At 60.9% G+C, this 21,074-nt stretch carries 19 protein-coding genes and 1 pseudogene; 9 read left to right on the top strand and 11 right to left on the bottom strand.

Annotated features, from left to right (window positions below):
* The first annotated feature begins 87 nt into the window (after nt 1-87).
* Nucleotides 88-1,590: an exopolyphosphatase gene (ppx, locus tag CWC48_RS11720; RefSeq protein WP_033897523.1), complete on the top strand. Its 1,503-nt coding sequence runs from the start codon at nt 88-90 to the stop codon at nt 1,588-1,590.
* A 136-nt stretch (nt 1,591-1,726) separates the two neighbouring features.
* Here the strand turns inward: ppx and ppk1 are convergent, their stop codons facing one another.
* Complete coding sequence (ppk1, locus tag CWC48_RS11715; RefSeq protein ID WP_078050664.1) at nt 1,727-3,949, bottom strand: polyphosphate kinase 1; 2,223 nt, start codon at nt 3,947-3,949, stop codon at nt 1,727-1,729.
* A gap of 18 nt (nt 3,950-3,967) precedes the next feature.
* A complete protein-coding gene (gene hemB / locus CWC48_RS11710; RefSeq protein WP_078050665.1) occupies nt 3,968-4,981 on the bottom strand; it encodes a porphobilinogen synthase in 1,014 nt (337 codons plus the stop codon).
* Between the two features lie 207 nt (nt 4,982-5,188).
* On the opposite strand from hemB, the gene CWC48_RS11705 reads away from it, so the two are divergent.
* Nucleotides 5,189-5,839: a DedA family protein gene (locus CWC48_RS11705; protein ID WP_078050666.1), complete on the top strand. Its 651-nt coding sequence runs from the start codon at nt 5,189-5,191 to the stop codon at nt 5,837-5,839.
* On the opposite strand, the gene CWC48_RS11700 is transcribed toward CWC48_RS11705, so the two are convergent.
* Entirely contained in the window at nt 5,820-7,055 is a 1,236-nt protein-coding gene (locus tag CWC48_RS11700) for a sterol desaturase family protein (RefSeq protein WP_100491903.1), read from the bottom strand. The genes CWC48_RS11705 and CWC48_RS11700 overlap by 20 nt on opposite strands.
* A 117-nt stretch (nt 7,056-7,172) precedes the next feature.
* Here CWC48_RS11700 and elbB point away from each other — a divergent pair, with 117 nt between their 5' ends.
* Entirely contained in the window at nt 7,173-7,838 is a 666-nt protein-coding gene (gene elbB / locus CWC48_RS11695; RefSeq protein ID WP_099493190.1) for an isoprenoid biosynthesis glyoxalase ElbB, read from the top strand.
* 232 nt (nt 7,839-8,070) lie between these two features.
* Here elbB and CWC48_RS11690 read toward each other — a convergent pair whose 3' ends face one another.
* Both CWC48_RS11690 and CWC48_RS11685 read right to left on the bottom strand, forming a co-directional pair.
* Complete coding sequence (locus CWC48_RS11690; protein ID WP_025857431.1) at nt 8,071-8,526, bottom strand: YaiI/YqxD family protein; 456 nt, start codon at nt 8,524-8,526, stop codon at nt 8,071-8,073.
* A 2-nt stretch (nt 8,527-8,528) separates the two neighbouring features.
* The gene (locus CWC48_RS11685; RefSeq protein ID WP_100491902.1) at nt 8,529-10,424 is read right to left on the bottom strand and encodes an FTR1 family protein; all 1,896 of its coding nucleotides are present in this window, start codon (nt 10,422-10,424) and stop codon (nt 8,529-8,531) included.
* Nucleotides 10,425-10,689: 265 nt separating this feature from the next.
* Between CWC48_RS11685 and CWC48_RS11680 the strand changes: the two genes are divergently transcribed.
* Genes CWC48_RS11680 through CWC48_RS11665 form a run of 4 tightly spaced genes read left to right on the top strand, consistent with a single transcriptional unit; the run spans nt 10,690 to nt 13,833 of the window.
* Complete coding sequence (locus tag CWC48_RS11680) at nt 10,690-12,084, top strand: COG3014 family protein (RefSeq protein WP_100491901.1); 1,395 nt, start codon at nt 10,690-10,692, stop codon at nt 12,082-12,084.
* Nucleotides 12,085-12,094: 10 nt separating this feature from the next.
* Nucleotides 12,095-12,466, top strand: coding sequence for a YcfL family protein (locus tag CWC48_RS11675; protein WP_078050672.1), 372 nt, complete (start codon nt 12,095-12,097; stop codon nt 12,464-12,466).
* Nucleotides 12,467-12,501: 35 nt separating this feature from the next.
* Nucleotides 12,502-13,089: a penicillin-binding protein activator LpoB gene (lpoB, locus tag CWC48_RS11670; RefSeq protein ID WP_015886479.1), complete on the top strand. Its 588-nt coding sequence runs from the start codon at nt 12,502-12,504 to the stop codon at nt 13,087-13,089.
* Nucleotides 13,090-13,092: 3 nt separating this feature from the next.
* A complete protein-coding gene (locus tag CWC48_RS11665) occupies nt 13,093-13,833 on the top strand; it encodes a penicillin-binding protein activator LpoB (RefSeq protein WP_078050673.1) in 741 nt (246 codons plus the stop codon).
* A gap of 137 nt (nt 13,834-13,970) precedes the next feature.
* On the opposite strand, the gene CWC48_RS11660 is transcribed toward CWC48_RS11665, so the two are convergent.
* The 3 genes from CWC48_RS11660 to CWC48_RS11650 all read right to left on the bottom strand — a co-directional run bounded on the left by CWC48_RS11660 (nt 13,971) and on the right by CWC48_RS11650 (nt 17,174).
* Nucleotides 13,971-14,603: a LysE family transporter gene (locus CWC48_RS11660; RefSeq protein WP_100491900.1), complete on the bottom strand. Its 633-nt coding sequence runs from the start codon at nt 14,601-14,603 to the stop codon at nt 13,971-13,973.
* Between the two features lie 88 nt (nt 14,604-14,691).
* Nucleotides 14,692-15,264 (bottom strand): mechanosensitive ion channel family protein, encoded by a 573-nt coding sequence (locus CWC48_RS11655; protein ID WP_025857438.1) that lies wholly within the window; start codon nt 15,262-15,264, stop codon nt 14,692-14,694.
* Nucleotides 15,264-17,174 carry an ATP-binding cassette domain-containing protein gene (locus CWC48_RS11650; RefSeq protein WP_100491899.1) on the bottom strand — a complete coding sequence of 637 codons (1,911 nt, stop codon included), beginning with the start codon at nt 17,172-17,174 and terminating at the stop codon, nt 15,264-15,266. The genes CWC48_RS11655 and CWC48_RS11650 overlap by 1 nt, the downstream gene beginning before the upstream one ends.
* 50 nt (nt 17,175-17,224) lie before the next feature.
* Between CWC48_RS11650 and CWC48_RS11645 the strand changes: the two genes are divergently transcribed.
* The gene (locus CWC48_RS11645; protein WP_100491898.1) at nt 17,225-17,692 is read left to right on the top strand and encodes a TIGR02444 family protein; all 468 of its coding nucleotides are present in this window, start codon (nt 17,225-17,227) and stop codon (nt 17,690-17,692) included.
* On the opposite strand, the pseudogene CWC48_RS11640 reads toward CWC48_RS11645, so the two are convergent.
* Nucleotides 17,689-18,926: pseudogene (locus tag CWC48_RS11640) on the bottom strand (AlgP family protein). The gene CWC48_RS11645 and the pseudogene CWC48_RS11640 overlap by 4 nt on opposite strands.
* A gap of 192 nt (nt 18,927-19,118) precedes the next feature.
* On the opposite strand from CWC48_RS11640, the gene CWC48_RS11635 reads away from it, so the two are divergent.
* Entirely contained in the window at nt 19,119-19,796 is a 678-nt protein-coding gene (locus CWC48_RS11635) for an FKBP-type peptidyl-prolyl cis-trans isomerase (protein ID WP_078050677.1), read from the top strand.
* 54 nt (nt 19,797-19,850) lie between these two features.
* On the opposite strand, the gene CWC48_RS11630 is transcribed toward CWC48_RS11635, so the two are convergent.
* Both CWC48_RS11630 and CWC48_RS11625 read right to left on the bottom strand, forming a co-directional pair.
* Nucleotides 19,851-20,309, bottom strand: coding sequence for an Rsd/AlgQ family anti-sigma factor (locus tag CWC48_RS11630; protein ID WP_078050678.1), 459 nt, complete (start codon nt 20,307-20,309; stop codon nt 19,851-19,853).
* A gap of 209 nt (nt 20,310-20,518) precedes the next feature.
* Nucleotides 20,519-21,040: a disulfide bond formation protein B gene (locus CWC48_RS11625; RefSeq protein ID WP_099493195.1), complete on the bottom strand. Its 522-nt coding sequence runs from the start codon at nt 21,038-21,040 to the stop codon at nt 20,519-20,521.
* Between the last annotated feature and the right edge of the window lie 34 nt (nt 21,041-21,074).

The following is a 21,074-nucleotide window of genomic DNA, read 5'->3' as shown; positions in this document are numbered from 1 at the left end:
CTCGGGGAAATTCCCCAAGCACTACGCGTTGGCGTCAGCGGTCGATCGTGGCACGATGGTCAGGTTATCGACCGAGACCCCCAAACCATGCCGCAATCCCAAGCCAAGAATCTGTCCCTGATCGCCGCCATCGACCTGGGCTCCAACAGCTTTCACATGGTCGTGGCCAAGGCCCAGAACGGTGAAATCCGCATCCTTGAGCGACTTGGCGAGAAGGTGCAACTGGCTGCCGGGATCGACGACGAGCGCCAGCTCAATGAAGAATCCATGCAGCGCGGGCTCGATTGCCTGAAGCGTTTTGCCCAACTGATCAACGGCATGCCCCTCGGTGCCGTTCGAATCGTCGGCACCAACGCGTTGCGCGAAGCCCGCAACCGTGGCGAATTCATCCGCCGCGCCGAGGAGATCCTTGGGCACCCGGTGGAAGTCATCTCCGGTCGTGAGGAGGCACGTCTTATCTATCTGGGCGTGTCCCACACCCTGGCCGACACCCCCGGCAAACGCCTGGTCGCCGACATCGGCGGCGGCAGTACCGAATTCATCATCGGCCAGCGCTTTGAACCGCTGCTGCGCGAAAGCCTGCAGATGGGCTGCGTCAGCTACACCCAGCGCTATTTCAAGGACGGCAAGATCACCCCGGCGCGCTACGCCCAGGCCTACACGGCGGCGCGCCTGGAGATCATGAGCATCGAGCACGCCCTGCACCGCCTGACCTGGGATGAAGCCATCGGCTCGTCCGGCACCATTCGCGCCATCGGCCTGGCCCTCAAGGCTGGCGGCCATGGCACCGGCGAAGTCAACGCCGAAGGCCTGGCCTGGCTCAAGCGCAAACTGTTCAAGCTGGGGGACGCCGAGAAAATCGACTTCGACGGCATCAAGCCGGACCGTCGCACGATCTTCCCGGCGGGCCTGGCAATTCTCGAAGCGATCTTCGACGCCCTCGAACTGCAACGCATGGACCACTGCGACGGCGCCCTGCGCGAAGGCGTGCTCTACGACCTGCTGGGTCGCCATCACCACGAAGACGTGCGTGAGCGCACGCTCACCTCGTTGATGGAGCGCTACCACGTCGACCTGGAACAAGCCGCCCGTGTCGAGCGCAAAGCCCTGCACGCCTTCGACCAGGTGGCCGAGGACTGGGACCTGGAAGACGGCGTCTGGCGCGAACTGCTGGGCTGGGCCGCCAAGGTGCACGAAGTGGGCCTGGATATCGCCCACTATCATTACCACAAGCACGGCGCCTACCTGATCGAGCACTCGGACTTGGCCGGTTTCTCCCGCGAGGACCAGCAAATGCTCGCCCTGTTGGTGCGCGGCCATCGCCGTAACATCCCCAAGGACAAGTTCGCTGAATTCGGCGACGAAGGCATCAAGCTGATTCGCCTGTGCGTGTTGCTGCGCTTTGCGATCCTGTTCCACCACATCCGTGGCACCCAGGAAATGCCCCAGGTGACCCTGCGCGCCAACGGCGACAGCCTGGACGTGGTGTTTCCGAAAGGCTGGCTGGATGAGAACCAGCTGACCCAGGCGGACTTCGCCCAGGAAGCGGAGTGGCTGACGCGGGTGGGGTTCAGCCTGAACCTGCGCTGACCTGACCTGAAGAACTCTGCAAAACAAATGTGGGAGGGGGCTTGCCCCCGATGGCGGTGGACCAGTCAATGAATCTGTTGACTGACACCGTCATCGGGGGCAAGCCCCCTCCCACATTTTCAGACCGCGTCGGTTTTTAATTCACCGTCAGAATCGGGCTACCCAACTTCTCCAACAACGTCGCCTGCGCACTGCGCGGGTTCTGGTTGCCGGTCGGCGTGTTGCGCACGTAGCGGCCGTCCGACTGCAGGCTCCAGCTGTGGGTGTTGTCGGTCAGGTAGCTTTCCAGCTCCTTCTTGACCCGCATGATCAGCTTCTTGCCTTCCACCGGGAAGCAGGTCTCTACACGCTTATCGAGGTTGCGCTCCATCCAGTCGGCGCTGGAGAGGAACATCTGCTCTTCGCCACCGTTAAGGAAGTAAAACACCCGCGTGTGTTCCAGGAAGCGGCCGATGATCGAACGCACATGAATGTTGTGCGACACCCCGACAATGCCAGGGCGCAGGCAGCACATGCCGCGCACCACCAGGTCGATACGCACGCCGGACTGGCTGGCCTTGTACAGCGCGCGGATGATCTTCGGATCGGTCAGCGAGTTGAACTTGGCGATGATGTGCGCCGGCTTGCCGTCCAGGGCGAACTGGGTCTCGCGGGCAATCATGTCGAGCATGCCCTTCTTTAGGGTGAACGGCGCGTGCAGCAGCTTCTTCATGCGCAGGGTCTTGCCCATGCCGATCAACTGGCTGAACAGCTTCCCGACGTCTTCACACAAGGCATCGTCGGAGGTCAGCAGACTGTAGTCGGTATAGAGCTTGGCGTTGCCGGCGTGGTAGTTGCCGGTGCCCAAGTGGGCGTAACGCACGATCTCACCGGCTTCGCGGCGCAGGATCAGCATCATCTTGGCGTGGGTCTTGAAGCCGACCACACCGTAGATCACCACCGCGCCCGCCGCCTGCAAACGGCTGGCCAGTTGCAGGTTGGACTCTTCATCGAAGCGTGCACGTAACTCGATCACCGCGGTGACTTCCTTGCCGTTACGCGCGGCGTCGACCAAGGCGTCGACGATTTCCGAGTTGGCACCGGAACGGTACAGGGTCTGGCGTACAGCGAGTACGTGCGGGTCCTTGGCGGCCTGGCGCAGCAGGTCGACCACCGGGGTGAAGGACTCGAAGGGGTGCAGCAGCAGGATGTCCTGCTTGCTCACCACACTGAAAATGTTCTCGCTGTTCTGCAGCAGTTTGGGGATCTGCGGGGTGAACGGCGTGTATTGCAACTCCGGATGGCTGTCCAGGCCGGTGATGCTGAACAGACGCGTCAGGTTCACCGGACCATTGACCTGGTACAACTCGGTCTCGCCCAGGTTGAATTGCTTGAGCAGGTAGTCCGACAGGTGTTTCGGGCAGGTATCGGCCACTTCCAGGCGCACCGCATCACCGTAACGCCGCGAGAACAGCTCACCGCGCAGGGCACGTGCCAAGTCTTCGACGTCTTCGGAGTCCAGCGCCAGGTCGGCGTTACGGGTCAGGCGGAATTGGTAGCAGCCTTTTACCTTCATGCCCTGGAACAAGTCATCGGCGTGCGCATGGATCATCGACGACAGGAATACATAGTTATCGCCAGGCCCCCCCACCTCTTCCGGTACCTTGATGATCCGTGGCAGCAGGCGCGGCGCCGGGATGATCGCCAGGCCCGAATCGCGTCCGAAGGCGTCGATCCCTTCCAGTTCGACGATGAAGTTGAGGCTCTTGTTCACCAGCAGCGGGAACGGGTGAGTCGGGTCGAGGCCGATCGGCGTGATGATCGGCGCGATCTCGTCGCGAAAGTAGCGACGCACCCAAGTTTTGATCTTGGTGGTCCAGTGACGGCGACGGATGAAGCGGACCTGATGTTTTTCCAGTTCCGGCAGCAGGATGTCGTTAAGAATCGCGTACTGGCGGTCCACATGGCCGTGTACCAGCTCGCTGATGCGCGCCAGCGCCTGGTGCGGCTGCAGGCCATCGGCGCCGGCTTGCTCGCGGGCAAAGGTGATCTGCTTCTTGAGACCGGCGACGCGGATTTCGAAGAACTCATCCAGGTTGCTGGAGAAGATCAGCAGGAATTTGAGCCGCTCCAGCAGCGGATAGGACTCATCCAGCGCCTGCTCCAGCACGCGGATGTTGAATTGCAGTTGTGACAGCTCGCGATGGATGTACAGGCTGCTGTCATCCAGGTTGGTCACCGCGACCACCGGGGCCGCCACGGGCGGCTCGACCACCACCGCAGGTGCGGCGGGCTCGTGCTCCGGCGGGGTCTCGGTGACTTGTTCAACCACCGGGTGAGCGTCTTTTACGGCAACTTCTGTGAGTCCTTCGGTATTCATCGAATGTTCCTGTGAGGGCTATTGTTGCTCTCTAAGCAATTGGGCGGCGCGGGCGGCGAAGTAGGTCAGGATGCCATCGGCCCCGGCGCGTTTAAAGGCTGTCAGGGATTCAAGGATCACCCCTTCACTCAGCCATCCATTCTGTATTGCAGCCATGTGCATCGCGTATTCGCCGCTGACCTGGTAGACGAAAGTCGGCACCTTGAATTCTTCTTTGACCCGATAAAGGATGTCCAGGTACGGCATCCCCGGCTTGACCATCACCATGTCAGCGCCTTCGGCCAGGTCGGCCGCCACTTCGTGCAGGGCTTCATGGCTGTTGGCCGGGTCCATCTGGTACGAGGCCTTGTTGGCCTTGCCCAGGTTCAGCGCCGAGCCCACCGCATCGCGGAACGGGCCGTAATAGGCGCTGGCGTACTTGGCCGAGTAGGCCATGATCCGCACATTGACGTGCCCGGCCAGTTCCAGGGCCTCGCGGATCGCCTGGATGCGGCCGTCCATCATGTCCGACGGCGCAACCACCTGGGCGCCTGCCGCTGCGTGGGACAAGGCCTGCTTGACCAGCGCGTCGACAGTGATGTCGTTCTGAACATAGCCTTCTTCGTCAAGAATGCCATCCTGGCCGTGGGTGGTGAACGGGTCCAACGCCACGTCGGTGATCACCCCAAGCTCCGGGAAACGCTCGCGCAGGGCACGCGTGGCGCGCTGGGCGATCCCTTCCGGGTTCCAGGCTTCGGCAGCATCCAGGGACTTGAGTTCAGACGGCGTGACCGGAAACAGCGCCAATGCCGGAATCCCCAACTCGACCCAACCGGCGGCTTCTTCTAGCAGCAGATCAATGGTCAAGCGCTCTACACCTGGCATCGAGGCCACCGTTTCGCGACGATTTTCACCGTCCAGCACAAACACCGGCAGAATCAGATCGTTGGTCGTCAGCACGTTTTCGCGAACCAGGCGGCGAGAAAAATCATCACGACGATTGCGACGCAGACGGGTGGCGGGGAACAGGCGATTGGCAGGGGTAAAGCTCACGACAGACTCCTGAGCCCGGGTTCACGGGCGAGCGTTGCAGTTATAAGCGGCCATTATGACGAAGGTATGACAGTTGTGCTTAACGATGCGACCTGTAGTCGCATTCGTCGTTTATGTAGGAATTGTTCACTTCGTGACACATCTCGATACTTTCATGAATGTTCACGAAGGCGTAGGCTGCGCGTTCATTTCGCCAGCACCCAGACCATGCTTCAACAATTTCTGCATGACTTCGGCTACTTTGCCCTCTTCCTTGGGACCTTCTTCGAAGGCGAGACCATCTTGGTGCTCGCAGGCTTCCTGGCGTTCCGTGGATACATGGATATCAACCTGGTGGTCGTGGTTGCGTTTTTCGGCAGCTACGCGGGCGACCAACTCTGGTACTACATGGGCCGCAAGCATGGCCGCAAGCTGTTGGCGCGCAAACCACGCTGGCAATTGATGGGCGACAAGGCCCTGGAGCACATCCGCAAGCACCCGGATATCTGGGTGCTGAGCTTCCGCTTTGTGTATGGGTTGCGCACCGTCATGCCGGTGGCGATTGGCCTTTCCGGTTACCCACCGATGCGCTACCTGATCCTCAATGGCATTGGTGCAGCGATATGGGCCGCCGCCCTGGGCGCGGCGGCTTATCACTTCGGCGCCGTGCTCGAAGGTATGCTTGGCAGCGTGAAGAAATACGAACTGTGGGTATTGGGCGCATTGCTGGTACTGGGCTTCGGCCTGTGGCTGCGCCGTCGCTTCAAGAATGCGCGTATCGCCCGTGAAGCCTGTGCCGAGGCCAAGGCCCGGCTTGCCGCCGAGCCCGTGCCGCTCGAAGCCCCTAAGACAGAAGCTCCTAAGACACCAGTCGAGTAAACCGGCTTCTGCAGCAGTAGAGGCCGATCACGCTGAGCAAGCTGTAGCTCAGCAGGCCCAGCCAGCCCAGGTTGCTGGCTGGCCATAGCCCGATCAACGGTGCCAGCCCTACCAGCGGCACGTTCAGCGCCAGCCGCAAAAGCTCGGCCTTCCACGCCCACGGCCGGTTCTCCAGGGCCACGCCCAACGTGAACAACCCCAGCGCCATCGCACTCCAGCCCAGGATCAGCGCCGCCACGGACAAGCCTTCGCCGACATTCATCAAATAGCTGCCAAAACCCACATACGCCGCGAACTGCAGGGCGATGTAGACCTGTTGGCGCACATCCAACGGTACTTCGAATTTGCGAAACTGGCTCAAGTCATGTTTGGCCAACGGGTACTTGGCCTTCACGTCTGCCGGGCGCCAGCCGGTGCGCATGAACCAGATGCGCAGCTTGTCCCATCCACTCTCGGTGCGCCGCGCGTCACTCCACAACTGTGCATAGAACTGCAGGTTCGCCCATAGCGGATTCCAGCTGGCCAAGGGCGTGGTCACGCCGAAAATCACCGGTTCGTTGTCGTCTTCCTCCTGGAAGGTGCCAAACAGCCGGTCCCAAATAATGAACACCCCGCCATAGTTGCGATCCATGTAGAGAGCGTTCTGTGCATGGTGGGCCCGATGATTGGACGGCGTGACGAAAAACCACTCATACCAGCCGAGCTTCGGCACATGCCGGGTGTGCACCCAGAATTGATACAGCAAGTTAAGGGACGCCACGCTGATAAACACCACCAATGGCACACCCAGTACGGCCAGGGGCAGGTAGAAGATCCAACTGAGCAGGAAGCCCGTGCTGGTCTGGCGCAGTGCGGTGCTGAGGTTGTAGTCCTCGCTCTGATGGTGCACCGAGTGCGCGGCCCACAGGATGTTGCGTTCGTGGCCCATGCGGTGCAGCCAGTAGTAGCAGAAGTCGTAGAACACAAACGCGAACACCCAGGTCCAGACGCTTTGGGCAGACAGTTCGATGACGGCAAGATGCTTGAGGGCGAATGCGTAGGTCAACAGCCCTACGCCCTTGGTCAGCAACCCCGTGGTCGTCGACAGCACACCGGTGCTGAGGCTGTTGATGGCATCCGCCACCCGGTAGTTGCGTTCACCGCGCCAACGGTCGGCAAGCAGCTCCACGACAATCAACGCAATGAAAAACGGTACCGCGTAAGGCACGAAGTCCATGGTCTGGTCCGGTCTATTTTTGTTACATCAAGATTAGGTGCAGCGGCGCGAGATCCCATTGGCAACAGATGACAAATTAGTAGACATTTAACGCCAAGAATCCCAGGAGAAATGCCCATGAGCAAAAAGATTGCAGTGATCCTTTCCGGCTGTGGCGTGTACGACGGCGCAGAGATCCACGAAAGCGTGATCACCTTGCTGCGCCTGGACCAGCGCGGCGCTCAGGTCCAATGTTTCGCACCGGACATCGCGCAATTGCATGTGATCAACCACCTCACCGGCGAAGAAATGCCCGAATCACGCAATGTGCTGGTGGAGTCGGCGCGGATCGCCCGAGGTGACGTGAAAGACATCCGCGAGGCCAACGTCGAAGACTTCGATGCACTGATCGTACCCGGCGGGTTTGGCGCGGCGAAAAACCTCTCGAACTTTGCCGTGGAAGGCGCCGGCTGCAGCGTCAACCCGCAAGTGCTGGAATTGGCCGAGGCGTTTGCCGAAGCGGGCAAGCCTGTGGGGCTGATCTGTATCTCCCCTGCCCTGGCGGCGAAGATCTACGGCCCGGGGGTGACCTGCACCATCGGCAACTGCGCCGACACCGCCGCCGCGCTGGACAAGATGGGCGCCACTCACCAGGAATGCGGGGTGGAAGATATCGTCGAAGACAAGGCACGCAAACTGGTGAGCACGCCGGCCTATATGCTCGGCAAGAACATCAGCGAGGTCGCTTCAGGGATCAACAAGCTGGTGGACCGGGTGCTGGAACTGACCCACGAGAACGACTGATAGCCCCCTCACTGTGGCAAGTCGCTAGTTGTGGTGAGCGGGCTTGCGTGGTGAGCGAGCTTGCCCCGCGCTGGGTGGCGACGCCGCCCCAATTCAGACGACGCGGTGCGTCAATTAGAACATGATTGCAGGGTTTGGGGCTGCTGCGCAGCCCAACGCGGGTAAGCCCGCTCACCACTACAAGCCTGCTCAAAACAATAAGCCCGCTCAACACAACTCACCCACCACAGGCTCAGGCCTGGCGCATTAACCGCGTCAGGATCCGGTCCAGCGCATTGGCAAACGCCTGCTTCTCCTTCTCCCCATGAGGCGGTGGCCCACCCCCCATCTGGCCTTGCTCACGCAGATCAGTGAACAGGTTGCGCACCGCCAGGCGCTCGCTCATGTTCGCCGGGCTGAATTCCTTGCCGCGTGGATCGAGGGCCGTGACGCCGTTTTTCACCAAGCGGTCGGCCAGCGGCACATCGCTGCAGATCACCAGTTCGCCGGGCACCGCGTGCTCCACCAGGTAGTCATCCGCCGCATCCGGGCCGCTGGGCACCACGATCAGTTTCACACAGGCAAAGCTCGGCTTGATCTGACTCTGCCCGGCCACAAGCACCACCTCGAACTGCCGCTTGAGGGCAAACTTCACCACCTGGTCCTTGGCTGCCCGAGGGCAGGCGTCGGCATCGATCCAGACCCGCATACTCAAGCCACCACCCGGCGCTTCTCAGCCAAGCGACTGCGGCCGTACAGCACCACAATCGCCAGGATTGCCACCGCCTGTGCACTCAACGAGTACGCATCGGCGTGGATGCCCAGCCAATCGAAATCAAAGAACGCCACCGGCCGCGTGCCGAAGATGCCGGCTTCCTGCAGCGCCTTCACGCCATGCCCGGCAAACACCACCGACAGCGCACACAGCAACGCCGCGTTGATCCCGAAGAACAACGCCAGCGGCAGCTTCGCCGAACCACGCAGGATCACCCACGCCAGGCCCACCAACAGCACCAGCGCCGTGGCGCCACCGGCCAGCACCGCGTTGTGCCCGGCCGGGCCGGCTTGCAGCCACAGGGTTTCGTAGAACAGGATCACTTCGAACAGCTCGCGGTACACCGAGAAGAACGCCAGCATCGCAAAGCCGAACCGCCCGCCGCCGCCCACCAGGCTGCTCTTGATGTAGTCCTGCCAGGCTGCTGCGTGGCGGCGGTCGTGCATCCACACGCCGAGCCACAGCACCATCACGCTGGCGAACAGGGCCGTGCAGCCTTCCAGCAGTTCGCGCTGGGCGCCGCTTACGTCAATCACATACGCGGCCAACGCCCAGGTCGCCAGACCGGCCAGCAACGCCAGGCCCCAACCCACGTTGACGCTGCGCACCGCCGACTGCTGGCCGGTGTTGCGCAGGAACGCGAGGATCGCAGCCAGCACCAGGATCGCTTCGAGGCCTTCACGCAGCAGGATCAGCAAGCCGGAGATGTAACTCAACGACCAACTCAGGCCATCACTGCCCAGCAAGCCGGCGGATTCAGTGAGCTTGCCCTTGGCCACGTCCAGGCGTTGTTGCACCTGCTCGACCGGCAAACCGTCCTGCAACGACTGCCGGTAGGCCATCAGCGCCTTCTCAGTGTCCTTGCGCACGTTGGCGTCGACGTTATCCAGGGAGCTTTCAACCAGCTCGAAACCTTCCAGGTACGCGGCCACCGACAGGTCGTAGGCCTGCTCATGATCACCCTTTTGGAATGCCGCCAGGCTCTTGTCCAGGGTGGTGGCGGTGTAGTCGAGCAACTGCGCCGGGCCACGCTTGACCTGCGGCGGTTGCGCACGCTGGGCACGGAACGTCGCAGCGGCCGCCGGACCGCTTGCGGCCAGCACTTCATTGGGAGTCTGGCGAGCCAGGTCGGCGAGGTTGAACGGTTGCTCACTTTTCGCGGCGGCCGGGTCGGCGGTAAAGCTGGCAATGTAGGTGGCCAGGTCCCAGCGCTGACGGTCGTCCAGTTGGTCGGCGAAGGACGGCATGTCGGTGCCTTCGACACCCAGGCCGAGGGTGTTATAGATCGCGTAGAGGCTCAGGCGATCCAGGCGCACGGCATCCCGCAGGTTGGCGGGCGGCGGCGTCATGCCCACGCTGGCCGGGCCATCACCGGCACCGGCTGTGCCATGGCACACCGAGCAATGCTGGGCGTAAAGCGGCGCACCGCGCGTGGGATCAGGGGTGATCGCCGGGGCCTGGCTGACTTCATAGGCCACGGCCAACTGAGCGCCCAATTGACGGGCCTGGCGAGCGACTGTGGCGCCGTCCTGATGGGCAGTTACAGCCGCTAACAGTTCGTCGACGCCTTTGACCAACGCCGCGCGCTCCGGGCGTTGCGGCAGTTCTGCCACCAAGCCCTGTAACACGCCGAGAAACTCCAATTGTTCGCGGTATTCGGATTCATCGATAACCTTGCCCGCCTCCACCGTCGGAGGATAGTCAGCGCCAATGTAGTCCAGCAAATGCAGGGCTTGTGGGGCGCCCTCGGCAGTCGCGGCCAACAGGTTGAAGCTGCACGACATCAACGCCGGCAGCATCAGCCAGGCGAGAAAACGGAAGGGGGCAGTCATGAACGAATCTCAAAGGGAAATACGAAGTAACACATTGTTGAGGTTTAAGAGGTTTGACTCAAGGCGTAAGTGATTTGTCGAGGGTGAGTTCGGGGAAATCAGGCGCAGGTAGTGGCTTTTTGGTCGAATTGATCGAGGCAAAAAGCCATTGTTTCGCCAGTAATGACGCTTATAATGCCGCGCCCTGTTAGTGCGAAAGGGAATTTCGTTCCTCGTTTTTATGAGGAAAATCACATTGGTTGATACGTTCAGGGAAGAAGTCTGCATGGCATTTCGCGCCTTACCTTCGCTCGCGCTCGCAGCGGTAACCTTGTTGTCCGGCTGTTCGATGTTCCGCAGCTATGACACCGAGCTGCAAGCCACCAATCAGCAATTGGCCACCGGCAATGTCGATGCCGCCCTGACCCTGCTGGAAAAGAACAACACCGGCGATGACAAGGACTTGCTCTATTTCTTCGAAAAGGGCGAATTGCTGCGTGCCAAGGGCGACTTGACCGGCAGCCAGACCGCCTGGCGCAGTGCCGACCTGCAAGTCTACAAGTGGGAAGAGTCGGTCAAGTTTGACAGCGCCAAGTACCTGGCCCAGTTCGGCAGCTTCCTGGCCAACGACAAGGTGCGCCGCTACGAAGGCTATGACTACGAAAAGGTCATGCTGACCACGCAGATGGCCCTGAACCTGCTGGCCCTGAACGACTTCGACGGCGCGCGCACCGAAATCAAGAAGACCCACGAGCGCGAAGCGGTGATCGCCGACCTGCGCGACAAGGAATACCTCAAGCGCGAGGACGAAGCCCAGCGTGAAGGCGTGACCACCCAGATGAAAGACCTGCGCGGCTACCCGGTGGAAGCCCTGGACGCGCCGGAAGTGGTCGGCCTCAAAAACAGCTACCAGAGTGCGTTCAGCCACTACCTGGCCGGCTTCGTCTACGAAGCCCTGGGTGAAAAAGACCTGGCAGCCCCCGGCTACCGCAAGGCCGCCGAACTGCGCCCCAACACGCCCTTACTGGAAAAGGCGCTGCTGGACCTGGACAAATCCAAGGTCGGCGCCGATGAAACCGACGTACTGATCGTGGTGCAGAGCGGCCTGGCACCGGCCCGCGACTCCATTCGCCTGCCGCTGCCGATCCCGATCAACGGCAATCTGGTGATCACGCCACTGTCGTTCCCGGTGATCAAGGCTGATACCTCAACCGCGCCCTTCACGCAGATTGGCGTCGACGGCCAGCAACAGAACCTCACCGCACTCAACAGCACCACCGCCATGTCCCGCCGCGCTCTGCGCGACGACATGCCAGGCATCATCTTGCGCACCACCGTGCGCGCAGTCACCCGTGGCGTAGCGCAGAACAACCTGAACAAGACCAACCCCATGGCGGGCTTGGTATTGGGGATCGCCTCGGCCGTCACCGAAGGCGCCGACACCCGCACCTGGCGCACCCTGCCGGACATGACCCAGGTGACTCGCCTGCGCCTCAAGCACGGTGAGCATCAGGTCAGCCTGCCCAACGCTCTGGGCGGCACGCTGGTGACGGTCAAGGCCGATCAGCGTTACCAGGTCATCACGCTGCGCGTGGTCGGCAACCAGGTATTCGCCGGCGGCCTGGCCGCCCATGTGGTGCCAAGCACCGCCAACCAGGCTATCGCCCTCAAACAACCTTAAGGAGCACGCTATGCGTCATTTCATCTTCGGCGCCCTCGCGCTGGTCCTGCTCGCCGGCTGCGCCACCCCGCCGCCACCGGAACCCGGCAGCGCTGCAAGCAAAATCGTGGTGATGGGCAAGTTCAAGGGCATTGCCGTCGGTGCCATCCGTGTGGCCCGCGAAAACGGCTTCCTCACCGCCAAGGTGCAGTTGAGCAACATCACCAGCAGTAACCAAATGATGTACTACCGCTTTGCCTGGCTGGGTGCCGACGGCTTCCCGGTGGGCGACGAAGAAACCTGGAAAGTGCTGAACCTGTACGCCAACCAGGCGACCTTCCTGCCTGCGATTGCCAATTTGCCGCAGGCGGCGGACTTCCGTCTTGAAGTGAAAACCCCTTGAGCCGTCCATCCTTTTTGCTGCTGAGAGATTTCCCAATGTTTGCACGCTTCTCGATCCTTGCCGTCGTCGCCGTCCTGGCCAGCGGCTGCGCCAACACCTCCCCGGTCCTGGGCGGTAAGAACATCAGCTACGGCGACACCAAGGCCGTGGAACTGGTGACCAACGAGTTCGGCTCCACCGACCTGCAGATGATCGCCGAAAGCATGACCCGCTCCCTCGCCCAGTCCGGCATCCTGCAAGGCCGCCCGGTGGTGCAGGTGTACGACGTGAAGAACAAGACAAGCGAGTACATCGATACCCGCGAAATCACCACGTCGATCAAGACCCAGCTGATGAAGACTGGCACCGCACGCTTTGCCAGCGACAACACCGACATGCAGAGCCAGGTTGACCAGCTCAAGCTGCAGAACCAAAGCGGCCTGTACAAGAAGTCCACCGTCAGCAAGACCGGCAACATGGTCGCCGCCAAGTACCGCCTGGAAGGCTCCATCAGCTCCATAGTCAAGCGCAGCTCGGACTACAAGGACGTGTTCTACAAATTCAGCCTGCAGCTGATCGACGTCGAGAGCGGCCTGGCCGAATGGATGGACGAAAAAGAAATCCGCAAAACCACGGAGCGCTAAGCAATGCGTGCATGGATCGGCATGATCGGCCTACTGTGCGCCTTTGGCGCCTCGGCCGCCCCGAAGATCGCGGTAACCGACCTGGCCTACGAGGCGCGGGTCGAGGAATACATCCACCAGGTTTCGGCGAGCAACAACTTCCAGGCAAGCGCCTACCACGCCAGCGGTGCGTCGAACTACAGCGAGTACGAAAGCCGTACCAGCTACATCGAACAGACCGAGCTGCGTAAATTCAGCGGCGATATCAAGGGCGAGATTCTCAAGTCCCGGCAGTTCCAGCTGGTGCAAGGCACGCCTTACACCGCCGATGCCAAGGGTGACGTCTACGACGTGATCAAGCGCATCAAGGCCGGTAACTTCAAGGGTGCGGACTACGTGCTGTTCGGCACGCTGTCAGACATCGACTTTACCCAGGACATCAACGCCCTGGACCACACCAACAGTTACTCAGCCGTGCTGGGCCTCACGTTGGTGGCGGATTTCAGCCTGATCAATACCCGCACCTACGAAATCACCTCGGCGTTTACCGCCATGGGTGAAGGCCAGGACACCAAGCTGGTGAACAGCCGTGACGTACGCGTAAGCCTGAACCGGCCGCGCGTGGTCAAGGAAGTGTCGAAAGCCTTGGGTGAGGATGTGGCCAGGCAATTGGCGGAACAGTTGGGTGGCGGGTATCAAGAACCTGGCCAACCACCGCTGCGCAACAACCTGCCAAGGGATGAAGCGCCGAAGATCCTGCGCTGAAACCCGATTTCACAAGCAACACAAACCAATGTGGGAGCTGGCTTGCCTGCGATAGCATCACCGCGGCGTATCAGTTAAACCGCGGCGCTTGCATCGCAGGCAAGCCAGCTCCCACATTTTTGATCCGGTTTTGGCAGTTAAGCTGTTGCGCGATGCAAGCTGGCCAGGAAGCCCGCAGCGCCGACAAACAACCCGGCAAACGTGCGGTTCATACGCTTCTGCTGCTTAGGCGTACGCAACAGTCGCAACACCTTCGACGCCAGCCCTGTATACCCCGCCATCACGACCATATCGACGCAGATCATCGTTGCACCCAGGATCAGGTACTGGATCAGCAGCGGCGCCTGCGGGTTCACGAACTGCGGCAACACCGCCAGCATGAACACCAGTGCCTTGGGGTTACTGGCATTGACCAGAAAACCACGGAACATCATCGCCATCGGCTTGCCGATCAGGCGCACCGCCGCGTCATCGGTCATGTCCATGGGCAGGGCGCGCCATTGCTTGATGGCCAGGTACACCAGGTACGCCACGCCAAACCATTTGATCGCATAAAAGGCGGTAGAGGACGTCGCCAGAATGGCACCCAGGCCGCAAGCAACGACGGCAATCTGCATCGCCAGGCCCAATTGCAGGCCGATGGCATTCCAGTAACCGCGCAGGAAACCGTATTGCAGGCCGCTGGACATCGAGGCGATGGCGCCAGCACCAGGAGAAAGGGAGATGATCCAACTGGCCAGGAAAAAGGCCAGCCACGTATCGAGTGCCATTACACACCTCAGGAGGGAGTTTGCTGTTGTGCCTTAAGCTAACTCCGCCGACCAAAGGATGGCTATAGATTTTTACAAGATGTGAATGCTAGCGGTCGCCCGGAAACACGTGGGTACCTGGCCAACGCCGCACCGAGCGCTGGAAGAACAAGCTGTTGGGCACTTGCACCATCGCGCTGTCGGTGCCGGCCTCTGCCACTTCAACCAGCGTGGTGTAGAGCAGGTTGATCGCCACGACTCGGCCCTTCACGCCCGGTTTGTCGACGGTATCTACCAGTTCGACGATATCGCCGAGGCGAAACGGCCCGACGGTGAAGATCAGAATGGCGCACAGCAGGTTGGACAGTACCGACCACATGGCGAAGAACGCCACTGCGGCGACCGCAACAAACCCCGACAGCGCCGTCCACAACACCGTGGCAGACACCCCCAGGCGGCCCAGCACAAAGATCAGCGCACTGCCCATGATCAACCAGCGCAGACCACCGCGTAGCGGCATCAGCAGTTGTGGCGGGAAGGGGTAACGCTCACCCAGGCGCGTCAGGCCCTTGGCGACAAAGCGCTGGGCGAGGTAGCCGGCCAGCAGGATCAGCAGGATTTGCACGCCAATCCACACGGGTTCGACCCACTGCGTCGGTATAGGCAGCTGCAACGCTTCCATCAGGACAGCGCCTCCAGCTCCGCTTGCAGGGTTTCGAGCAGCTCGAGGGCTTCCATCCAGGTTTCCTCCAATTGCCCTTCACGCACCTTGAGCTTGGCCTGTTCGGCCAGCAGATCGCGCAATTCATCCTTGCGGGCAGCTTCGTAGACGGCGCTGTCGCCCAGGCTGGTCTCGATCTTGGCCAGGCGCTCGTGCACCTTGCCCAACTCGGCTTCCAACTTTTCGGCTTCACGCTTGTGCGGCGCCAATTGTTGGCGCAACGCAGCGGCAGCCTGACGCTGGGCTTTCTTGTCGGTCTTGTCGGGGTTGACCGGGGTGTTGCTGACCGGCGCGTTGCGTAGGCGGTAATCCGTCAGCCAGCGCGCGTAGTCATCCAGGTCACCGTCGAATTCTTCGACTTTACCGTCGGCCACCAACAGGAAGTTATCCGTGGTGCTCTTGAGCAAGTGGCGGTCGTGAGACACCACCAGCACCGCACCGCTGAACTCCTGCAAGGCCATGGTCAGCGCCAGGCGCATTTCCAGGTCCAGGTGGTTGGTCGGTTCATCAAGCAGCAGCAGGTTCGGGCGGTCCCAGGCGATCAGCGCCAGGGCCAGGCGGGCTTTTTCGCCGCCAGAGAAGTTCAGCACCGGCTCATCGATGCGCGCGCCACGGAAGTCGAAGCCACCCAGGAAGTCGCGCAGGGTCTGCTCGCGCTCGGTCGGCGCCAGGCGCTGCAAGTGCAGCAATGGGCTGGCCTTGGAGTCCAGGGAGTCCAGCTGGTGTTGGGCGAAGTAGCCCACCACGGTGTTCTCGCCACGGGTCAGGCGGCCGGACAGGGGCGAAAGCTCGCCGGACAGGTTCTTGATCAGCGTCGACTTGCCCGCACCGTTAGGCCCGAGCAATCCAATGCGTGCACCTGGCGTGAGTTGCAGCTTCACTTTTTCCAGGATGGTTTTTTCGCCATACCCCAGGCGCGCATCGGAAAGGTCCAGCAAGGGGCTGGAGATCTTCACCGACTCGCGGAACACGAAGTCGAACGGCGAATCAACGTGAGCCGCCGACAGTTCCTCCATGCGCTCCAGGGCCTTGATCCGGCTCTGGGCCTGACGGGCCTTGGTGGCCTGGGCCTTGAAGCGGGCGATGTAGCTTTCCATGTGCGCGCGCTGCGCCTGCTGCTTCTCGTAGGCCTGTTGTTGCTGGGCCAGGCGTTCGGCACGGGCGCGTTCGAATGCGGTGTAGCCGCCACGGTAGAGCGTGATTTTCTTCTGTTCGACGTGGGCGATGTTGTCGACCACGGCGTCGAGGAAATCCCGGTCGTGGGAGATCAGCAGCAAAGTGCCCTGATAATTCTTGAGGAAGTCTTCCAGCCACAGGATCGCATCGAGGTCCAAGTGGTTGGTCGGTTCGTCGAGCAGCAACAAGTCCGACGGGCACATCAGCGCCTGCGCAAGGTTCAAGCGCATGCGCCAGCCGCCGGAGAAGTCGGCGACCGGGCGGTCCATTTGTTCGTTGGTAAAGCCAAGGCCGGCGAGCATCTTGCGGGCGCGGGCGTCGGCGGTGTAGCCGTCGGCGCTGTCCAACTCGGAATGCAGGCGGGCCTGGGCGGCGCCGTCCTGGGCTTTCTCGGCCTCGGCCAGGTCGTGTTGCACCTGGCGCAGGCGCAGGTCGCCATCGAGCACATAATCGATCGCGATGCGGTCCAGGGTGTCGATCTCCTGGCGCATATGGGCAATGCGCCAGTCGGCCGGCAGCAAGCAATCCCCGGAGTCCGGAGTCAGCTCTCCCAGCAACAAGGCGAACAACGTTGATTTGCCGGCGCCGTTGGCACCGATCAGGCCGGCTTTGTGACCGGCGTGCAGGGTCAGCTCGGCGTCTTCGAGAAGACGTTGCGGGCCACGCTGTAATGTTAGGCTTTGAAGTCGGATCATAATGGCGGCGGAGTCTACCAGCTTCGTTGGCCGCTGGCTTGGGTGTGAATATGTACGCTGACCTGTGGAGCTTTGCCCTCACGACTTATGCCCGCCCGGGCGTCGAATCCGCTTGCCTGCGCTTGCAGGAAGACGGCGCGGACGTGTGCCTGTTGCTGTGTGGTGCCTGGTTGGAGCAGCGCGCTGTGGCAGCAACCTCCGAGCGCCTGCAAGCGCTGAAACAGATTGCCCGGCCTTGGCAGACACAGGTGATCGAACCGTTACGTCAAATACGCACGCACTGGCGCGCCATGGCGCAGCAGGATGAAGCTCTGGCGGGGTTACGCGAGCGGGTCAAGGCCCTGGAGTTGGACGCCGAACGACAGTTGCTGACGCGACTGGAAGCACTGGCGCAAACTTGGCCGACTGGCGATGCGATGGATCAGCGGCGGTGGCTGGAAGGACTGACGGCTGAGGATGCCGCCAACCTTGACCCCGGCGCGCTGCAGCAGCTGCGCGCCGGGGTCACCAGCACTTAGGAAGCGCTGGCTGGGGTGGTGCTTGGCGCTACCGGAGCAGGCGTGCTGCTGGCCGGCGCAGTGGGTGCGGTGGACGCTGCCGGGGCGGCAGCAGGTGTTGCTGGCTTGGCCGGTGCTGGTTTTACGGCAGCCGGCTTTGCAGCAGCAGGTTTAGCAGCTGGTTTGGCGGCCGGCTTTGCAGCGGCAGGTTTGGCAGCTGGCTTAACGGCTGGTTTGGCAGCAGCAGGTTTAGCGGCTGGCTTGGCGGCTGGTTTGGCAGCAGCAGGTTTAGCAGCTGGTTTGGCGGCTGGTTTGGCAGCAGCGGTTTTAGCAGCTGGCTTGGCGGCTGGTTTCGCAGCAGCAGGTTTAGCAGCTGGCTTGGCGGCTGGTTTGGCAGCAGCGGTTTAGCAGCTGGCTTGGCGGCTGGTTTGGCAGCAGCAGGTTTAGCAGCTGGCTTGGCGGCTGGTTTTGCAGCAGCGGTTTTAGCCGCTGGCTTGGCGGCTGGTTTCGCAGCAGCGGTTTTAGCAGCTGGCTTGGCGGCTGGTTTTGCAGCAGCAGTTTTAGCAGCTGGCTTGGCGGCTGGTTTTGCGGCAGCAGTTTTGGCAGCTGGCTTGGCGGCTGGTTTTGCAGCAGCAGTTTTGGCCGCTGGCTTGGCGGCTGGTTTTGCAGCAGCAGTTTTGGCCGCTGGCTTGGCGGCTGGTTTCGCAGCAGCAGTTTTGGCCGCTGGCTTGGCGGCTGGTTTTGCAGCAGCAGTTTTGGCAGCAGGTTTTGCTGCGGCTTTAGCCGGTGACTTGGCAGCAACCGCTTTGCTCGCGGGCTTCTTCGCCGCGCTCGCTGCAACAGCTTTCGCAGGGGTACGAGCGCCCAGCACTTTAGCCACGGCTTCTTTCACACGACCAACGCCCTGGGCCAGTTTCAGGCTTTCCTGAGCATCTTTTTTGAGTTGGGAAATATAGGCGCGGGTTTCAGCTTGGCGATCCTTGAGGGCGTCCAGCAGGTCCTCAAGCTCTTTGACAGCATCTTTGGCTTTGGCTTGTGCCTTGGCCTTGCCGGCAGTAGCGGCGTCTTGCAGTTTGGTGCGGGATTTGTGCAGCTTTTCTTGCGCTTTACCGCGTTGTTTTTCCAGCTTGGCGAGCAGTTTTTCTGCATCGGCCAACGCTTGGGAACAGGCGCTTTCCAGATGTTCGAGCAAGCTGCCCGAAAGTTGTTGGAGTAAATGCAACGGGGTATTAACAGGCTTCTGTTTGGCCGACATGGTTTACCTCCTGGCTGACGTGGGTGCGGCTCATACTAGCCCTCTGCTCTTACCGCCGCTAGGGCATGTTGACAGTATCGTTTGCCTTGCGTTGCACCGCGCGAAAATTCTTATCGATATAACGAAAACACGCGGCACTTTTTACCCGTTCACACTGGCATAATCCGTCGCACTTTCGGCGGGAGAATACCCATGTCGCGTTACCTTTTTCTTGTGCTTGGTCTAGCAATATCAGTGACCAATGCGAGCGAGCAATCGCCGGCAAAAATCACTGAACAAAACCAACATGACCTCGCCTACAGCCTGGGCGCGAGCCTTGGTGAACGCTTGCGCCAGGAGGTTCCGGACCTGCAGCTACAAGCGTTGATCGACGGCCTCAAGCAAGCGTATCAAGGCAAGCCGTTGGCATTGGACAACGCACGCATCGAGCAGATTCTTGCCCAGCACGAAGCACAGAACGAAGCCGATGCGCAGGCACCGCAAAGCGAAAAAGCACTCGCGGCCGAACAACAATTCCTGAGCAAGGAAAAAGCCGTAAAAGGCGTGCGCGAATTGGCGGATGGAATCCTGCTTACCGAACTCACACCCGGCAATGGCGAGAAGCCAACGGCCAGCGATCAAGTCCAAGTGAAGTACGTGGGACGATTGCCCGATGGGACGGTGTTCGACCAAAGCACGCAACCCCAGTGGTTCCGTCTGGACAGCGTGATCAGCGGCTGGAGCAGTGCACTGCAGCAAATGCCAGTGGGCGCGAAATGGCGCCTGGTGATCCCCTCAGCCCAGGCCTATGGTGCCGACGGTGCCGGCGAATTGATCCCGCCCTATACCCCTTTGGTGTTCGAGATCGAGTTGCTCGGAACCCGACACTGAGGCCATAAAAAACGGTGCGTCATGCGCACCGTTTTTTTGTATCGCGATCAAGCTTCAAGCCTGAGTAGCAGACTCTTCCTTGTGAGCGTTATGCAGCACTTCGATCAAGCAATCTTCCAGCTCGAATCGCTCATGCAGCAGCGCACCCAATTCTTTGAATTTTGCTGCAACACAGTTTCCGGCATCACACAGGTCGGTGAAGGCCAGCAGCTTCTCGGTGATGACATCGATGCGTGGGTAAATGGTCTCAGCCAAGTCCAGGCCACGCTGATCGTCGAAGGCTTCGGCCTCCTTGGTCAGCTGTTCGTAGACGCCAAAATGCCCGGCTGACACGTAGTCCACCAACACACCGCAGAAATCCTGCAACGGTTCACGGTTCTCCGCCAGTGCCTCGGGCTTGGCGCCGAGAGCATCAAAGGCCCGAACCAGTTCGTGACGTGCCTTCAGCCAGCTGTCGATCAGCTTGTGCACCCCACCCCAGCGTTCCTGAGCATTCTGACAACTTTCCAGCATGATGATCTCTCTTCCCTATAGGGGCGCTGCCGCCTGGTGCCCGCGCAACACTTCAAGGATAAAGCAGCAACCGGACAAGGCCGCATCTGATAAACGGTTTCAATAACACGTGCGGGCCAGATTATGCCCGCATGACTATGGCTTCAAGGTACGCAGGAGAGAAAGTTCATACAAGTGTTTAATCCCGTCCTACAAACTGCAACCGGCGTTCAGTGCCTCGCCGGGCGCAAACGTTGGCTCAACAACAGCCGTGAAAACTGCATGGCGCCCAGGATCAACATCGCGACGAAGAACAGCAGGCTCCACTCCGGCAGGCTCAAGTCAAACAGCGTCCAGTTGATCTCCACGCAATCAACGGTGCCTTTGACCGTCAATTGCAGGGCCTGCCAAAACGACAGGTTTTCGATCATGAAGTGCAGGCTCGGCCAGCAATCCGCTGCCTGGTCCGGTGCGGCGTTTTGTAGCAATACCTGGCGCACGGCAGTCATCGCACCGAGCAACGCAAAGCCCATGCTTGCCAGCCCGTACAGGCAAAGAATAGAGCGCTTGGGGTTATGCAGGGCAGCGACCAGGTTGATCAAGGTGAAAGCGGCGAGGAATACCCGTTGCATTTGGCACAGGAAGCAAGGACGCAGCGAGGCGCCAAATTCCAGGTAGAAGGACGCGCCCAACGTCAGCGCACCTGCCAGGAACGCAAGGAAAAACAAGGAGCGTGAGGGGGCCAAAGACATGCTTTATCCGCATCGCGAAAGATAGGTCGCTACG

The organism is Pseudomonas sp. S10E 269 (assembly GCF_002798465.1).
GTDB lineage: Bacteria > Pseudomonadota > Gammaproteobacteria > Pseudomonadales > Pseudomonadaceae > Aquipseudomonas > Aquipseudomonas pergaminensis.
The sequence above is the reverse complement of the archived record's forward strand: the minus strand, read 5'-3'. Positions and strand labels throughout refer to the sequence as shown.